The organism is Planococcus halocryophilus, assembly GCF_001687585.2.
Classification (GTDB): domain Bacteria; phylum Bacillota; class Bacilli; order Bacillales_A; family Planococcaceae; genus Planococcus; species Planococcus halocryophilus.
Map to the genome: position 1 here is coordinate 2402601 of NZ_CP016537.2, position 15540 is coordinate 2418140.

A 15540-nucleotide genomic window follows, 5' to 3' on the forward strand; every position below is an offset into this window, starting at 1 on the left:
TGTTTGCCTGTTTCATAATAAAATTTTGCATCTTCAATCAGACTTTGATCCCCCTTCTTCCCCTATATTATTACCCTCTCCGCTGCCGGGCATCGGTAGCGCGTTTTAAAGCTTGCCCGACGTTATTTATACTGAGCATCAACACTAAAATTAGAATTGATGCAGGTAACCAAATCCACCATCTCAACTCCAAAGTTTGAGGGTTTCTTGCATAACTAATTAAGGTCCCTAAACTTGGTGTTGATTCGGGAAAACCAAATCCTAAAAAGGACAGGCCAGACTCAATGCCAATGTTAGCTGCCAAATTTAATGTCATCGTTACGATGATGATTGAACTCAAATTCGGAAGAACTTGGAAAAACATAATTTTGAAATTGGATGTCCCTAATGTTTTGGATGCTTTTACATAATCCAATTCTTTTTCTTGCAATGCTTTAGAGCGTATGAGACGGGCGATTCCCATCCATAAGAACGCTGTCATAATTAAGGAAAATGAAACAATGCTATAACCGGGTACGGCCGTAACAAACGCAATAACAATCATTAGGGTCGGCAATACCATGAAGAAATCGACAAAACGCATAAAAATATTATCGACAGTGCCTCCGTAATAACCAGATACCAGTCCAATCAATATACCGATAATGCCTGTCAGCAAGGTGATTAAAATACCGATAGCTAAAGAATTACGTGTTCCAATAATTAATTGTCCAAAAATATCACGTCCACCGTAATCGGTTCCTAACCAATACATAGCAGAAGGCGATTCATAAAGAGCAAACAAATCAACTTTAATGATTTCATCTTGATCGAGAATAATCGATGTACTAAACACACCAACAATGATGAGAAATAAGAACAATAGCGATATAAATGCAACTTTGTCTCGTATTAATTCTCTTAGTAATATACTAAATCCAGATGGGCTTTTACCGAGATCCACATCAGGGATTTGTGTTCCACTGTCTTTATCAAGTCTCATATTTACACCTCAAAATTATCATTTATTATTTAATTCGAATACGTGGATCTACTAAACTCAAGATGATATCTGATAATAGCGCCCCAATGATTGCTGCAAGTCCAAATAGTAGAACAAGCGCGGTCATTACACTGTAATCGCGCAAGCTGATTGAAGATAGGAACAATTCGCCCATACCTGGATAGCCAAAAATATTCTCAATGAATATCGTCCCGCCGATCAATCCCGTTATTTCGTAACCAAAAAAAGCTGCAATTGGGAGCAAGGAATTCCGCAGAACGTGCCGATTATAGACACGAGATTCGGATGCACCTTTTGCTCGAGCTGTTACGATAAAATCTTTTTGTTTTGTATCAATGATCTCACTTCTCAAATACTGGACTGTCGAAACAGTAGTAATCAGTGCCATCGATATGGCTGGTAATAACAAATGATTGACTTTGCTGATAAAATATTCGAATGTTCCAGGTGTTGTACCTGGGGTGACACTTCCGCTTGTCGGGAACCAACCTAGTTGGAAGCCGAAAACAAACAACATCACTAAAGCAAAAATAAACAATGGCGCCGCAAAACCAATATACGTATAACCCGTAATCGCTCGGTCTAACCAAGTATCGTTAAAGCGTCCGCTAATAATCCCCAAAGGAATGGCGATTAAATACGTTAATATCAATGTCGCTAAAGACAGCCATAACGTATTAATCATTCGGGCTCCGATTAAATCAGATACCGGCATTTTAAAACGGAATGACTGCCCAAAGTCACCTTGCATGACCCCTTTTATCCAGTCAGTATACTGCACGTACCAAGGATTATTCAATCCAAGACGTTCTCTCATAGCTTCGATTGTGGCTGGGTCAATACTCGGATCAATTAATCCAGTTAATGCATCCCCTGGCATTGCTTGAGCTAAAATAAATACCAAAAGGCTTAACACAATAATTTGTGGGATGGTAATAAGTGTTCTGCGTACAATTAGTTTCCACATACCATTCAACCTCCCTCTCCCAATGCTACTTGATGGGTAGCAGATATTGCTTTTAAGGAGAAAGGCAAACCTTCTTCATCAAAAAAGTCTTTTTCCAGTCTATCGTATTCAGCCTTAACCAATTTGCGATTAGCGTAATGCTTTTCCCGGTTGCGCGGATCGCTGTCTGGGATTGCTGCTATTAAACGCTTCGTGTAAATATGTTGTGGATTCGTAAAAATTTCCTCAGCTGTACCATGCTCAACATAGCGACCTTTATACATAATGCCGATATGATCGCACATATGGCGAATGATGCCTAAATCATGGCTAATGAATAAATACGTTAAATTTAGTTCTTTTTGGATTTCGCGCATAAAATTCAAAACTTGAGCTTGAACAGATACATCTAAAGCCGAGACTGGTTCATCTGCAATGATCAGTTTTGGTTTTAATGCAATTGCCCGGGCAATACCAATACGTTGACGTTGTCCTCCAGAAAATTCATGCGGATATTTGTAAATTGCCTCTGAACTAAGGCCTACTAGTTCCATCAGCTCTTGAACACGTATACGTTCTTCTTTTGCAGAAAGATTTTCATAATTACGGAGCGGTTCAGCAACAATATCCACTACTCTTTTTTTAGGATTCAATGATGAAAATGGATCTTGAAAAATCATCTGTATATCTTTTCGTACATCGATATACTCTTTTCTACTCACAGTGGCCAAATCTCTACCTTCGAACATTACTTTTCCTGAAGTAATGTCATTTAAGCCGATAATGGCACGTCCTGTTGTTGTTTTACCAGATCCGGATTCCCCCACTAGTCCGTACGTTTGGCCTTGTTCTATCGAAAACGAGACGCCATCCACTGCCCGAACATGATCTTTCACGGTTTGAAAAACACCGCCACGGATAGGAAAGTGAACCTTCAAATTTTCAACTTCAATTAGCGACATAATTGCGCTCCTCCTTGACTTGTTCTGGGAAGTAAAAGTCTTTATAGCATGTGCAGCGCACAAAATGACCATGACTAATTTCATGAAGTTCCGGTGAAGCTTCGTGAGCAGAGTCTTTAATCCATGGAATACGACTTGCAAAACGACATCCTGTTCTCGGCAAATTTTGAAGTGATGGCACGACACCTTGAATGACATGAAGATCTGATTTCACTTCTGCCAATGTTGGAATCGAATTTAACAGCGAGCGTGTGTAAGGATGTTGTGGGTTTTCCATCAATGTATAAATATCTGCAATTTCCACAATTTGTCCCGCGTACATAACGGCTACCCGGTCAGCCATCTCGGCCACTACCCCTAAATCATGTGTAATTAGAATAATGCCAGCATGCATTGTATCCTTCAACTCTCTAATCAAGTCTAAAATTTGCGACTGAATCGTTACATCTAGTGCCGTAGTCGGTTCGTCAGCAATCAATAGTTCAGGTTGGTTTGAAATCGCCATTGCAATAACAATACGCTGACGCATGCCACCTGATAATTCATGTGGATATTGATAGTAAGTTTTTTCAGGTCGCGGAATACCGACTTGGTTCAGTAAGTTAATCACTTGTTTTTTTCGTAAACTCTTAGAGATTTTCGGATTGTGAAGGAAAATTGCTTCATCGATTTGCGCACCTACAACCATAAGTGGATTAAGTGCAGAAAGCGCATCTTGGAAAATCATCCCCATTTCACTTCCACGCAACTGTTTCATATAATTCGCATTTGCATTAACTAAATTATTTCCTTTGTAATTGATTTCTCCCTTAATTTCGGCTCTTGTATGAAGCCCCATGATGGAAAACGCAAATGCACTTTTTCCAGAACCTGATTCACCAACGATTGCCAACACTTCGTTTTTCCTGACATTCAACGAAACATCATCAACTGCAGCATAATAATCATCTTTAATTCTAAAGGACGTTTTCAGATTTTTAATTTCAAGCAAAACATCATTCACAATGATCCTCCTTAAAATAAAGCATTTTATTCTAACTTAACTGCCCTGTACTCTCATATCCTAATAAGTTGAATTTTCAGTTATAACAGGATAAAAAAACAGCTTTTTCATCGACTCCAAAGCTTTTTAGTGCTATTGTACATATACCTATATTTCATTATATTTAGAATAGCATAACAATTTAAAGAATAGACAGTTTTTTTCAATTTTTTATAAAATTTTGGTTATTTTACCTATTTTTTTATTTATTCAACTAAAAAATGGCGTTGTGCAATAACTATTGCACAACGCCATTTTTGTTGAGGTTATTAAATTTTCTTGAATACGAGTGAAGCGTTATGTCCACCAAACCCAAGAGAGTTACTCATTGCAAAATCAAAGTCTGCTTTACGTGCTTCATTTGGAACATAATCCAAATCGCATTGTTCGTCAGGTGTTTCATAATTTGTTGTTGGTGGCATAATGCCTTCTTTTAATGCTAATGCTGTGAAAATCGCTTCAACTCCACCAGCAGCGCCAAGCAAATGACCTGTCATGGATTTCGTCGAGCTCATTCCTAGTTTATAAGCATGTTCGCCAAATACTGTTTTTACAGCCATTGTTTCATATAAATCATTATAAGCTGTACTTGTTCCATGCGCATTAATATAACCAATATCCGTTGTTTCTACTCCAGCATCTTCTAAAGCTTGCGCCATTGCACGCGCTGCGCCTTCTCCACCTTCAGCAGGTGCAGTAATATGATACGCATCTCCTGTAGAACCGTAACCGATAATTTCTGCATAAATTTTAGCACCACGTGCTTTTGCAAACTCGTATTCTTCAAGAATAACGATTCCAGCGCCTTCTGCAATAACAAAACCATCACGGTTTTTATCAAAAGGACGTGAGGCTGTTGTTGCATCCTTATTTGTCGACAATGCTGTGTTTGCCGTAAATCCGGCTACAGACAATTGCGTAATAGGTGCTTCTGCTCCACCAGAAATCATCGCATCTGCATCACCGCGCTGTATCACTTTAAATGCATCGCCAATTGAATTTGTACCTGAAGCACACGCCGTTACCGAGCAAGAATTAATGGCTTTAGCACCGAAGTAAATTGAAACTTGTCCTGATGCCATATCCGGTATAATCATCGGGATTAAGAAAGGACTAATACGACGCACACCCCGCGTATTTAGAACGTTCATCTGGTTTTCAATTGTTTCCATACCACCAATACCTGAACCAATCCAAACTCCTGTACGCAAAGCTGTCTTTTCATCTAACTCAAGATTGGCATCTTTCATGGCCATAATTGAAGCAGCGAGTGCATAATGCGTAAAGCGATCCATTTTGCGTGCTTCTTTCTTTTCAATATATTCTTCTATCGAAAAGTCTTTTACTTCAGCCGCAACTTTTGCAGAATACAAGTCTGCGTCTACTCTTGTTAACGGACCAACTCCGGATTTACCGTTTTTGATTGCTTCCCATGTTGTTTCAATATTATTGCCTAAAGGCGTAACTGCGCCAATCCCTGTAATGACTACACGGCGATTTTCCATTCTATCTTCTTCCTTTCGCATAGCTAATTATTTGCCCCACTTCATTGCAATCGCGCCCCATGTTAAACCGCCGCCAAATCCGACCATAACGATAACATCGTCTTCTTTAATGCGACCTTCTTCAACGTCTTCAACAAGAGAAATTGGGATGGATGCTGCTGATGTGTTGCCATATTTATGAATCGTTTTCGACATTTTTTCAACGGGTAAATCTAGACGTTCTCTAGCTGCTTCCATTATGCGAATATTTGCCTGATGCGGAATAAGAAAATCGACGTCTTCTTTTTCCAATCCAGCTTTTTCGATAACATTTAGGGCTGACTCACCCATTTGACGGACAGCGAATTTAAAAACTTCACGGCCATTCATAACGAGATGTTCGTCTTGGTAAAGATGCTTGCCGCCTCGTCCATCAGCTCCAAGTTCGAAAGATAAAATGCCGCGTCCTTCTGATACTTTGCCGATTACTGCAGCTCCTGCACCGTCTCCAAAAAGAACAGCTGTGTTGCGGTCTTCCCAATTGGTGATTTTTGATAATTTCTCGACACCAACGACAAGAACATATTTATAAACATCAGATTCGATAAACTGCTTTGCTGTAATAACTCCGTACATAAATCCCGCACATGCAGCTGAAACATCCATCGCCGCTGCGTTAACTGCTCCAATTTCTTGCTGAATAACACAAGCCACTGACGGAAAAGGCTGGTCAGGAGTAACTGTCGCCACAAGGATTAAACCAATATCAGCCGGATCAATACCCGCATCTTCAATCGCTTTTTTCGCTGCTTCACGTGCCATGTCAGAAGTGTCTTGTTCATCTTTAGCAATCCGGCGTTCTTCTATGCCAGTCATTGTACGGATCCATTCGTCGTTCGTATCCATGCGCTGCTCTAATTGAAAATTTGTCAATTTATCTTCCGGTAGACATCTGCCCATACCGATTATTCCAGCATTCATTTTATATCCCTCATTTCAATTATCATCATCTATTAGTACCTGGTGTTAATAATACGCCATCTACTATTCAATTTCAACTAACTGACATATTTACGACAAAATATCTCCATTCTCTATAATCTTTCTTTCTGTCTGTTAAGGCTTGTGCTATGATTAAGCTAGATATTCTATGTAGAGGTGAAACTAGATGCAATATATTGGAACGTTTTTATGGTCATTCTTATTGATTTCATTGGTCAACTATGTGGTAAGTGCCGTTCAGAACGTACATTTCGACTTTATGATGGGCGTTTACATTTCAATTGGTGTTTCAATTTTGATCTTCGTAATCGCTGCTGTTATTCCGAACGAACCAACTCCTGAAAAGCATTAACAAAAAAGAAGCGTAAACCGGGTTTCCGGTTTACGCTTCTTTTTTATTAATAAGGATTTGTTTGTTATCTCCCATTGTTAATTCCAATTCTGTATTGGAAACAATCCCACCTTTGATTAATTCACGTGCAATATCGGTTTCGATTCTTCGTTGAATAAATCGTTTTAACGGACGTGCTCCGAATATTGGATCGGTTCCAGCTTCAACAATGTAGTTGATAACCGAATCATCGACAGACAATTTGATATGCTGTTGACTCATGCGCGCTGCTAGTTCCCCGATCATCTTCTTAGCAATACCGTAAAAATGGTCGTTATTTAATGCATGGAAAATGACAATATCATCGATACGATTTAACAGCTCTGGTTTAAAGTGTTTGCGCAATTCGCCCATGACAATGTCTTCCACATCGTGTTCACTGCTCGTTTCGTTAATATGAGCAGAGCCAATATTAGAAGTCATGATGACAACTGTATTTGAGAAGTTAATGAGACGACCTTGACTGTCCGTAATACGTCCATCATCTAAAATTTGCAATAGAATATTGGCAACGTCTGGATGTGCTTTTTCAATTTCATCAAGTAAGACAACAGAGTATGGGTTGCGACGTACCGCTTCTGTTAATTGTCCGCCTTCCTCGTAGCCAATATATCCTGGAGGTGCTCCGACTAGACGTGATACACTATGCTTTTCCATATACTCGGACATGTCGATTCGGATAAAATGATCTTCCGAGTCAAACAAATTCGCCGCGAGCGATTTCGCCAATTCTGTTTTCCCGACTCCCGTTGGACCAAGGAAAATAAAAGAACCAATTGGCTTTTTCTCATCTTTAATCCCCGCTCGCGCTCTCCATACAGCTTCAGTTACAAGTTCTACTGCTTTGTCTTGGCCAATGACACGCTCTTTCAATGTCTCACCTAGACGCAATAGTTTTTCACGTTCGCCTTCTACTAGCTTCGTTACTGGAATTCCGGTCCACCGTGCGACAATTCCTGCAATTTCTTCTTCTGTTACTTCTTCACGCAGCAATCTTTCAGCACCTTCATTTTCCAAGCTTGCTTCTAACGCATTCAACTCTTTTTCAAGCGCTGGAATTTTGCCATGCTGTAACACAGCAGCTGCGTTCAAGTCGTACTTGTTTTCCGCATCTTCTAATTGTCTACGGAACTGATCTAATTGCTCACGTTTTTGTTGAATTTTTTTCAATGACTCTTTTTCTTCTATCCATTGATTTTTCATACCCGCTGAAGAATCACGTAGTTCTGTTATTTCCTTCCGCAATGTCTCTAATCGGACTTTGCTCGCTTCGTCTTTTTCTTTCATCAAAGCTTGTTCTTCGATTTCCAATTGCAATAAACGACGTGTTACTTCATCAAGCTCTTGCGGCATCGAATCAATTTCGGTACGAATCATCGCACACGCTTCATCTATTAAATCAATCGCTTTATCTGGCAAAAAGCGCTCGGTGATGTAGCGATCTGACATAGCTGCCGCCGCGACAATCGCCCGGTCATGAATACGAACTGCATGGTGCAACTCAAAACGTTCTTTCAATCCACGTAAAATGGAAACGGTATCTTCTACTGAAGGCTCTCTCACCATAACTTGTTGGAAACGACGTTCTAAAGCCGGATCCTTTTCAATATGCATACGGTACTCATCTAACGTCGTTGCACCAATACAATACAACTCTCCGCGAGCAAGCATTGGCTTCAGCATATTTCCTGCATCCATTGCCCCTTCTGTTTTACCCGCTCCAACAATGGTGTGAATTTCATCGATAAATAAAATGATTTGGCCTTCACTATCTTTTACTTGTTTTAACACAGCTTTTAATCGTTCTTCAAATTCACCACGGTATTTAGCTCCAGCAATTAACGCACTCATGTCGAGTTCGTATATTGTCCGGTTTTTCAATCCTTCAGGCACATCATTACGAACAATACGTTGAGCTAGCCCTTCGACAATTGCTGTTTTACCAACACCTGGTTCACCGATTAACACCGGATTATTTTTTGTTTTTCGTGACAAAATTCGAATGACGTGTCGAATTTCTTGGTCTCGACCAATAACAGGATCCATTTTCCCTGATTGTGCTTGTTCGACCATATTGCGACCAAACTGCTCTAAAGGGGATTTCTGTTCTGTATTACCTGGGGATTGAACCATAACAACCTCTCCTTTTATAAAAGTTTGACTATCTTTGACTAATTAAATTATAGTCAATTTTTTAAGATTAAGCAATTATTAAGACTCTCCATTTTTTTCTAATTTCTACTATCTACAACTAGCTGATTATATAAAAAAACCTCACTAGAATAATTTCCAGTGAGGTTTTATATATATTGCTTATCGAACGCCCAGTGCCATTTTTGCGTAGCGTGACATATGTTCTTTGCCCCACACTGGCTGCCAGACGATTTTTACATCGACTTCTTCCACTTCTGGTAGCTCATATAACGCGGTTTTCACCATTTGTACGATTTGTGGTCCCATTGGGCAGCCCATAGACGTTAATGTCATGGTAACTACTGCAAATCCGTCTTCTGACAACATTACATCATAAATAAGCCCTAAATTGACGATGTCAATTCCTAATTCGGGATCGATTACAGTTTCTAATGCACCCATCATGCTATCTTTCATATCTTGATCCATTCAAAATCCCTCCCTTTACTATTACAACCATCTTAACAAATTTCATCTGAAAATGGAATTGACACGATTATTTGGCTAAGTGTTTAGCAAACCACTCTGTTGCTTCAAGCATACCAGCTCGACTTACCGCGTGCCCTGCTTCTCGTTCACGACGAAAAACAATTTTTTCAGGCACTGCCTCGTATTGTATTTTAAGTTCCTTGAACAAGCGGTATGTTGACTCAAAAGGTACTGTGACATCTTGTTCCCCATGCCAAAAATAAATTGGTCGACTCTTGAATTTTGATTGATGCTTAACACTATCAAACATCGCTAAAGTCTTAAGCATCTTTTCTCTTTCTTCTTCACTGATTGGCAATTGGAATCCTCTCGATTCGTATTGAGTCATTTGCGCTTGAGCCAATTCCACATAATTTCCTGCACCCATCATAACTGCAGCTGCTTGAATCCAAGGATAAACCGTCATAGCTCCCATCGTGGTAATGCCTCCCATAGAAGTGCCGCCTACACCAACTTCTCCACTCACCAATTTCTGCTTATGTAATTCTTCATGTAGAAAAGCCAATTCTTCAATTGAAGTCAACACGATTTCCCAAAATCGGAAACTAATTTGAACATCATCTAATCCTTCACTTCGTTCTCCGTGAAGATGAGCATCTGGCAAAATCACTCGGAGTCCCTTTTCAGCCAATTGATAGGCGTAATGCAAATTATGCTCTTTCGCACTCATATGACCATGGAAAAATACAACCGTTGGTAATTCAGATTGCTCGTTTTGGTCTGGCGTGATATGAAGTAACGGGATATGCCCCCAAATTTGTCTTTGTACTTTCAATTTGACTCACTTCCTTCTATTTTAATCGTACCAATCTTCCAGTTATCCAGCAAACCCCAATTCTTCCTCATTAAAAAATCGTGAAATTACCAATTTTTTTGACGTACCCCTTGTTCTATAGCTACACTAGTAAGAGATAGAAAGGAGACGGCTATTTATATGAAGAAACATTTAATTGTTCTGGATTTAGATGGAACGTTATTAACAGATGAAAAAGTTATTTCCCTTAAAACAAAACTGACTTTAAATAAAGCAATGGAAGCGGGACATGAAGTCATGATTGCTACTGGCCGACCATACCGCTCAAGTGAAACTTACTATAACGAATTGGGATTAACAACGCCAATCGTCAACTTTAACGGTGCGTTTGTCCATCATCCTACCAATCAACACTGGGGTATGCATCACACACCAATCGATTTGGGTGTTGTTCACGAAGTGGTTGAATCTATGTACAATTATAACTTCCACAACATTGTTGCCGAAGTTTTAGATGATGTGTACGTCCATCAACATGATGAACAACTTATGGACATCTTTAGATTTGGAGATCCAACCATTACAACGGGCGATTTACGCAACTACTTGAAAACTGATCCAACCTCTATTTTAATCCACGCGCCGTATGAACGCGTACAGGAAATTCATGATCACTTGTCTTCGGTTCACGCTGAAGTTATTGACCACCGTCGTTGGGGAGCTCCTTGGCATGTTATCGAGATTGTAAAAAGTGGCATGAGTAAAGCTGTCGGGTTAGACCGCGTTTCAAAATCTCTTGGTATTAGCAGAGAAAACATTATCGCTTTTGGCGATGAAGATAATGATTTAGAAATGATTGACTTTGCAGGAGTTGGTGTTGCTATGGGTAATGCTATCTCGCCTTTAAAAAATATTGCCAACGAAGTCACTTTAACTAATAATGAAGATGGCATTGCTGAATTATTAATCGACAGGTTGAAGCTGTAACTATAAAGAGGGGGATTTATTATGAGGTTATTCGCTGATAGTGCATCTGATTTACCAAAAGATTTTTTTGAAAACGAAGACGTAGTTTTATTCCCACTGCGTGTACATATCGGAGATCAAGATTTTGAAGATATTCGCGGCATCCAATCCATCAAAGTTTTTGATGCGATTCGTGCCGGCAATCATCCAAAAACGTCGCAAGTATCTCCTGAAGAAATGCTAAAGGCTTTTGAACAACTAGCCATTGCAGATGAAGAAGGATTGTACATCGCTTTTTCTTCCGAGTTGTCTGGCACTTATAGCACGGCAGTGATGGTAGCAGATCAAGTGCGTGAGGATTATCCAGATTTAAAATTGAGCATACTAGATTCTAAAGCCGCTTCACTCGGATACGGATTGCTAGTAAAAGAAGCTGTAAAACTTCGCTCTGGTGGACACTCTCTTGAAACGATTCTTGAGAAAATTAGTTTTATGGCAGACCATTTAGAAAGTCTTTTTACTGTTGAAGATTTGGATTATATGGCTAAAGGCGGACGTATTTCCAAAGGCAGCGCATTTGTTGGTGGATTGTTAAATATCAAACCACTACTTCATGTAGAAGATGGGAAATTGGTACCAATTGAAAAATTGCGCGGACGTAAAAAAGTTATTAAGCGCATGATTGAATTGATGCAAGAACGCGGTAGCCAATTAGACCAACAAACAATTGCCATAAGTCATGGCGATGACGAAGAGTTTGCTCTAATTTTAAAGCAGGAAATCGAACAACATTTTAATCCTAAAGAAGTTGAAGTTCATATGATTGGTTCTGTTATTGCTGCACATACTGGACCGGGCACATTGGCTTTATTTTTCCTTAATAAGATCGAATAGGAGCTGATTAAACGGTGAAAAAAATAGTCATTGTAGGCGCTGTTGGCGGAGGAGCTACAGCTGCGGGTCAACTTCGATTTTACAACCCGGATGTCCAAATAATTGTTTTTGACCGAGATTCAACAATGTCTTATGCAGCATGCGGAACGCCATATATCATCGGTGATGTAATCGAGGACGAGCAGTCAATCGTTTTAACAAATCCAGAGAAATTCAAGAAAAAACGCGATATCGATGTAAAGTTAGAACACGACGTAATAGAAATTGACAGAGCCGCTAAAAAAGTTCTTGTGCAAAACTTGGAAACCGGCGACCAATTTGAAGAGTCTTACGATGCGTTAATCTTGGCGCCAGGTGGTTCTGCGATAGTACCAAAAATCGAAGGACTCGACTCTTCTCAGGTTTTCACTTTGCGTAATTTTGAAGATATGCAACGGATTGATCGTTTTATCAAAAACAAAAAACCTGAAAGTTGCATAGTGTCGGGTGGTGGATTTATCGGTCTCGAAATGGCAGAAAACCTAAAAAATCTTGGATTGGACGTATCACTCGTTCATCGATCGCCCGCTATTATGTCTATTTTAGATACAGACATCTCGTTGATAATCGAAAAAGAATTGGCCATTCAAGGCGTTAAACTTCTAACTGGTACAGAGATGGTAAAAACTGATGGCAAAACCATCAAACTATCGAATGGCATTGAGTTACATGCTGACTTTATCATTATGAGTGTAGGGTTAAGACCCAATACGGGGCTTGCTGTAAAAGCTGGATTGAAAATTGGTGAAACTGGTGGCATTCAAACCAATGAATTCATGCAAACAGATGACCCTTCAATTTATGCAATCGGTGATGCTTCCGAAAACTTCGATATGGTAACGGGAGACCCAAAAAGAGTGCCACTCGCTTCTCCTGTCCATCGACAAGCGTTTATCGCTGCACGTCATATTTTAGGAAGTAAAATAGCGAAAAAAGGATTACTTGGAACTTCTGTCTTGAAGATTTTTTCATTAACTGCTGCTATGACCGGGTTGAATGAAAAAACCATCAAAGACAAGAATTTAGAATATGCTACAGTGACTCATAACGGAATTTCAAATGCCAGCTATTACCCTGACCATTCTAAAATCACCTTAAAAGTTCATTACAATCCACAAACGAGAAAGATTTTAGGCGCGCAATGCATCGGTGGAAAAGGCGTCGATAAACGAATCGATGTTATTGTCACTGCTATTTATGCAGGCTTAACTATTGATGATTTGCAGGCGTTAGAGCTTTGCTATGCGCCTCCTTATTCATCGCCAAAAGATCCAATCAATATGGTTGGTTATAAAGCCATTAATGACAACTAAAAAAATAGAAAACAGGAAGAAAAAGCAAATCGCTTTTTCTTCCTGTTTTATTTCCGTTCAGTTGTTTTTTTATTTTGCAGCATCTGCTTTACGTTGTTTGCCCTTTCTCCATACAAACCATAGGAATAACATAAACACGATATACATAATAGCTAGTGTTGCGATATAAGCCGTATTTAGTTTTGTTTCCTCTCTAACATGGAAAACTTCCGCAATTTCACGGTCTTGCGTCACACGATAATCTCCACTGTCTTCTTGGCGGACAATATCACTTTCAAACAAGCCCTGCAATTCCTGATTTTCTCCAATCACATCAGCTGACAAATTAATGGTTTTGGTCGATGAAGAATTGTTAATAGCGATAACCCATGTTTCATCGTCATTTGAACGCTTATAAACGAGCCAGCCGTCTTCATCATGCAAAACTTCTACTTTCCCGGTACGCAACGCTTCTGACGAGTTGCGCAATGAGGTTAAATTGGTAATATGGTCAACCAATTCTTTGTCTACTGCCATATCCAAAATTTGATGAGATTCAGAAGGCGCGACGCCGTTCATTGCTGATTCTGATCCGTATTGAATAACTGGAATTCCTGGCATAGTTAGTAATTGCGTTAACAACAATTTCCACCGTGTTGGTGGAAAACCTTTTACTTCTACAATGTCTGACGTAAACCGAGAACCTAACAATGAATCGACTTGTATCAGCTGGTTTTCACTTTGCTTCATAAGTGTCTTAATACCCGTCAAATCTTGGTCGAAATTCTTATAAGCCGCACGCAATGTTTCTTCGACCCCGGGAATAACGACTGCATCAAATCCAGTTTTTTCTGACATTTCGCGATCACTTAAAATATAGCTTGGACGAATGTCTTTCATTGCTTTAGAAAAATCACGCACAAACTGGGAATCTATTTTATCTGCATCTTGCAGTCGGAAACCATCCACTTGATATGTTTCATTAAATTCCGTAAATGTAGTAATTAATGCTTTTTGAACTTCTAAGTTTGAAGTGTCTATTGCTAAACTGCCATCCTCATTTTTTGTAAACCATTGAGGGTTTTCAACTGCCCAAATGTGATTAGCACTTACTTGTTGAGTTGGGATATCTACAATCACTTTCATATCCTGTTCATGGATTTCTTCAACCAATGTTTGAAATTCTTCTTTTGTCCCAAAATGACGCTCAAACTCTGTATAGTCCAACACTTTTTTTCCATCGTACGTTTCTGTTGAAAATACAGAGCCTATTGAAAGAGCCGTAAAGCCCATGTCTTTCACAAATAAAAGTTCACTGGCCATTCCATCAAAATCACCCCCGTTAAAAGTTGTAGGGTCTAATGCATTTACTTCATAATCATTATCGATTTTTTTGTTGAAATAACGGTCGACTAATACATCATAAATAAGTTCATCTTTTAATTCATACTCTTTTTCAGCGTATGCTGGTTGCACGATTGTCAACAGTAACACTGCCGTGATCATGCTCGAAATCCACTTTGCTTTCAATCTGATATCCTCCTTCAATGAGGTCGTCATTGCGTTCTACCCGGTTCATTTTATCAAACTCCAGCTTTTACTGCCATGTAAAGTTAGCTTTTCGCTAGCAACTTGCTTGAGTTTCGTCTAAACTGTGAAATTTGCCAAAGAAAAAGACAGGTGCGCGGTGCACCTGTCTACTTGCTTAAAAGAAATCCATACCAACCGGTAACATGAATCCGATAAACATTGTCGCAAATAAGAAGACTGCAAACAATGCCCAGAACATCGTAACCGATTTTTGTTTTTTTGAACGGACCAAGACCATTTCCATCATACCAATCGTCAATACGCCCAATAAGAATTTAATGCCATAAAGCATAGGGTCAGCATCAGACCATTCGATAAATAACGTTAAGCCTGTAATGATGATTAAGACGTAGAACAATCTTAATACCATATGCATAATCTTACGTCCTTTGCTATCGCGTTGCATAAATGCTGCAACTAAGAACAAAATGACAGCAACAACCCATGTCGTAATGTGTAAATGTGTAGTGTCTGTTAAAATACCCAAAATCTC

The 15540-nt window shown here is 39.4% G+C and carries 15 protein-coding genes; 4 read left to right on the forward strand and 11 right to left on the reverse strand.

Annotated features, from left to right (window positions below; genetic code table 11):
• Nucleotides 1-70: 70 nt before the first annotated feature.
• From BBI08_RS12120 to BBI08_RS12145, 6 genes are all read right to left on the reverse strand, one after another.
• Nucleotides 71-982 carry an ABC transporter permease gene (locus tag BBI08_RS12120; protein WP_008498143.1) on the reverse strand — a complete coding sequence of 304 codons (912 nt, stop codon included), beginning with the start codon at nucleotides 980-982 and terminating at the stop codon, nucleotides 71-73.
• A 25-nt stretch (nucleotides 983-1007) separates the two neighbouring features.
• Complete coding sequence (gene opp4B / locus BBI08_RS12125; protein ID WP_065528147.1) at nucleotides 1008-1970, reverse strand: oligopeptide ABC transporter permease; 963 nt, start codon at nucleotides 1968-1970, stop codon at nucleotides 1008-1010.
• Between the two features lie 5 nt (nucleotides 1971-1975).
• A complete protein-coding gene (locus tag BBI08_RS12130; RefSeq protein ID WP_008498144.1) occupies nucleotides 1976-2911 on the reverse strand; it encodes an ABC transporter ATP-binding protein in 936 nt (311 codons plus the stop codon).
• Nucleotides 2898-3914, reverse strand: coding sequence for an ABC transporter ATP-binding protein (locus BBI08_RS12135; protein WP_008498145.1), 1017 nt, complete (start codon nucleotides 3912-3914; stop codon nucleotides 2898-2900). The genes BBI08_RS12130 and BBI08_RS12135 overlap by 14 nt, the downstream gene beginning before the upstream one ends.
• 308 nt (nucleotides 3915-4222) lie before the next feature.
• Complete coding sequence (gene fabF, locus BBI08_RS12140) at nucleotides 4223-5458, reverse strand: beta-ketoacyl-ACP synthase II (RefSeq protein ID WP_008498146.1); 1236 nt, start codon at nucleotides 5456-5458, stop codon at nucleotides 4223-4225.
• Nucleotides 5459-5485: 27 nt separating this feature from the next.
• Nucleotides 5486-6418, reverse strand: coding sequence for a beta-ketoacyl-ACP synthase III (locus BBI08_RS12145; RefSeq protein ID WP_008498147.1), 933 nt, complete (start codon nucleotides 6416-6418; stop codon nucleotides 5486-5488).
• A 187-nt stretch (nucleotides 6419-6605) separates the two neighbouring features.
• Between BBI08_RS12145 and BBI08_RS12150 the strand changes: the two genes are divergently transcribed.
• Nucleotides 6606-6791 carry a YjzD family protein gene (locus tag BBI08_RS12150; protein ID WP_008429711.1) on the forward strand — a complete coding sequence of 62 codons (186 nt, stop codon included), beginning with the start codon at nucleotides 6606-6608 and terminating at the stop codon, nucleotides 6789-6791.
• A gap of 30 nt (nucleotides 6792-6821) precedes the next feature.
• Here the strand turns inward: BBI08_RS12150 and BBI08_RS12155 are convergent, their stop codons facing one another.
• The 3 genes from BBI08_RS12155 to BBI08_RS12165 all read right to left on the reverse strand — a co-directional run bounded on the left by BBI08_RS12155 (nucleotide 6822) and on the right by BBI08_RS12165 (nucleotide 10287).
• Nucleotides 6822-8963, reverse strand: coding sequence for an ATP-dependent Clp protease ATP-binding subunit (locus BBI08_RS12155; RefSeq protein ID WP_083383315.1), 2142 nt, complete (start codon nucleotides 8961-8963; stop codon nucleotides 6822-6824).
• 180 nt (nucleotides 8964-9143) lie between these two features.
• Entirely contained in the window at nucleotides 9144-9452 is a 309-nt protein-coding gene (locus BBI08_RS12160) for a metal-sulfur cluster assembly factor (RefSeq protein ID WP_008431406.1), read from the reverse strand.
• Nucleotides 9453-9519: 67 nt separating this feature from the next.
• Nucleotides 9520-10287, reverse strand: coding sequence for a prolyl oligopeptidase family serine peptidase (locus tag BBI08_RS12165; RefSeq protein ID WP_008498149.1), 768 nt, complete (start codon nucleotides 10285-10287; stop codon nucleotides 9520-9522).
• Between the two features lie 159 nt (nucleotides 10288-10446).
• Here BBI08_RS12165 and BBI08_RS12170 point away from each other — a divergent pair, with 159 nt between their 5' ends.
• The 3 genes from BBI08_RS12170 to BBI08_RS12180 are packed head-to-tail and all read left to right on the forward strand — an operon-like array spanning nucleotide 10447 to nucleotide 13478.
• A complete protein-coding gene (locus tag BBI08_RS12170) occupies nucleotides 10447-11253 on the forward strand; it encodes a Cof-type HAD-IIB family hydrolase (RefSeq protein ID WP_008498150.1) in 807 nt (268 codons plus the stop codon).
• 21 nt (nucleotides 11254-11274) lie between these two features.
• Nucleotides 11275-12126 carry a DegV family protein gene (locus BBI08_RS12175; protein ID WP_008498151.1) on the forward strand — a complete coding sequence of 284 codons (852 nt, stop codon included), beginning with the start codon at nucleotides 11275-11277 and terminating at the stop codon, nucleotides 12124-12126.
• 14 nt (nucleotides 12127-12140) lie between these two features.
• Entirely contained in the window at nucleotides 12141-13478 is a 1338-nt protein-coding gene (locus tag BBI08_RS12180) for a CoA-disulfide reductase (RefSeq protein WP_065528148.1), read from the forward strand.
• Nucleotides 13479-13547: 69 nt separating this feature from the next.
• On the opposite strand, the gene BBI08_RS12185 is transcribed toward BBI08_RS12180, so the two are convergent.
• Complete coding sequence (locus BBI08_RS12185) at nucleotides 13548-14987, reverse strand: alpha-amylase family glycosyl hydrolase (RefSeq protein ID WP_008498152.1); 1440 nt, start codon at nucleotides 14985-14987, stop codon at nucleotides 13548-13550.
• A gap of 175 nt (nucleotides 14988-15162) precedes the next feature.
• Nucleotides 15163-15534: a YisL family protein gene (locus BBI08_RS12190; protein ID WP_008498153.1), complete on the reverse strand. Its 372-nt coding sequence runs from the start codon at nucleotides 15532-15534 to the stop codon at nucleotides 15163-15165.
• Between the last annotated feature and the right edge of the window lie 6 nt (nucleotides 15535-15540).

Bases quoted from the DNA above. Each gene is read 5' to 3' on its own strand.
- BBI08_RS12170 (WP_008498150.1), top strand. From the start codon at position 10,447: ATGAAGAAACATTTAATTGTTCTGGATTTAGATGGAACGTTATTAACA.
- BBI08_RS12155 (WP_083383315.1), bottom strand. From the start codon at position 8,963: ATGGTTCAATCCCCAGGTAATACAGAACAGAAATCCCCTTTAGAGCAG.
- BBI08_RS12160 (WP_008431406.1), bottom strand. From the start codon at position 9,452: ATGGATCAAGATATGAAAGATAGCATGATGGGTGCATTAGAAACTGTA.
- BBI08_RS12150 (WP_008429711.1), top strand. From the start codon at position 6,606: ATGCAATATATTGGAACGTTTTTATGGTCATTCTTATTGATTTCATTG.
- opp4B (WP_065528147.1), bottom strand. From the start codon at position 1,970: ATGTGGAAACTAATTGTACGCAGAACACTTATTACCATCCCACAAATT.
- fabF (WP_008498146.1), bottom strand. From the start codon at position 5,458: ATGGAAAATCGCCGTGTAGTCATTACAGGGATTGGCGCAGTTACGCCT.
- BBI08_RS12120 (WP_008498143.1), bottom strand. From the start codon at position 982: ATGAGACTTGATAAAGACAGTGGAACACAAATCCCTGATGTGGATCTC.
- BBI08_RS12145 (WP_008498147.1), bottom strand. From the start codon at position 6,418: ATGAATGCTGGAATAATCGGTATGGGCAGATGTCTACCGGAAGATAAA.
- BBI08_RS12175 (WP_008498151.1), top strand. From the start codon at position 11,275: ATGAGGTTATTCGCTGATAGTGCATCTGATTTACCAAAAGATTTTTTT.
- BBI08_RS12130 (WP_008498144.1), bottom strand. From the start codon at position 2,911: ATGTCGCTAATTGAAGTTGAAAATTTGAAGGTTCACTTTCCTATCCGT.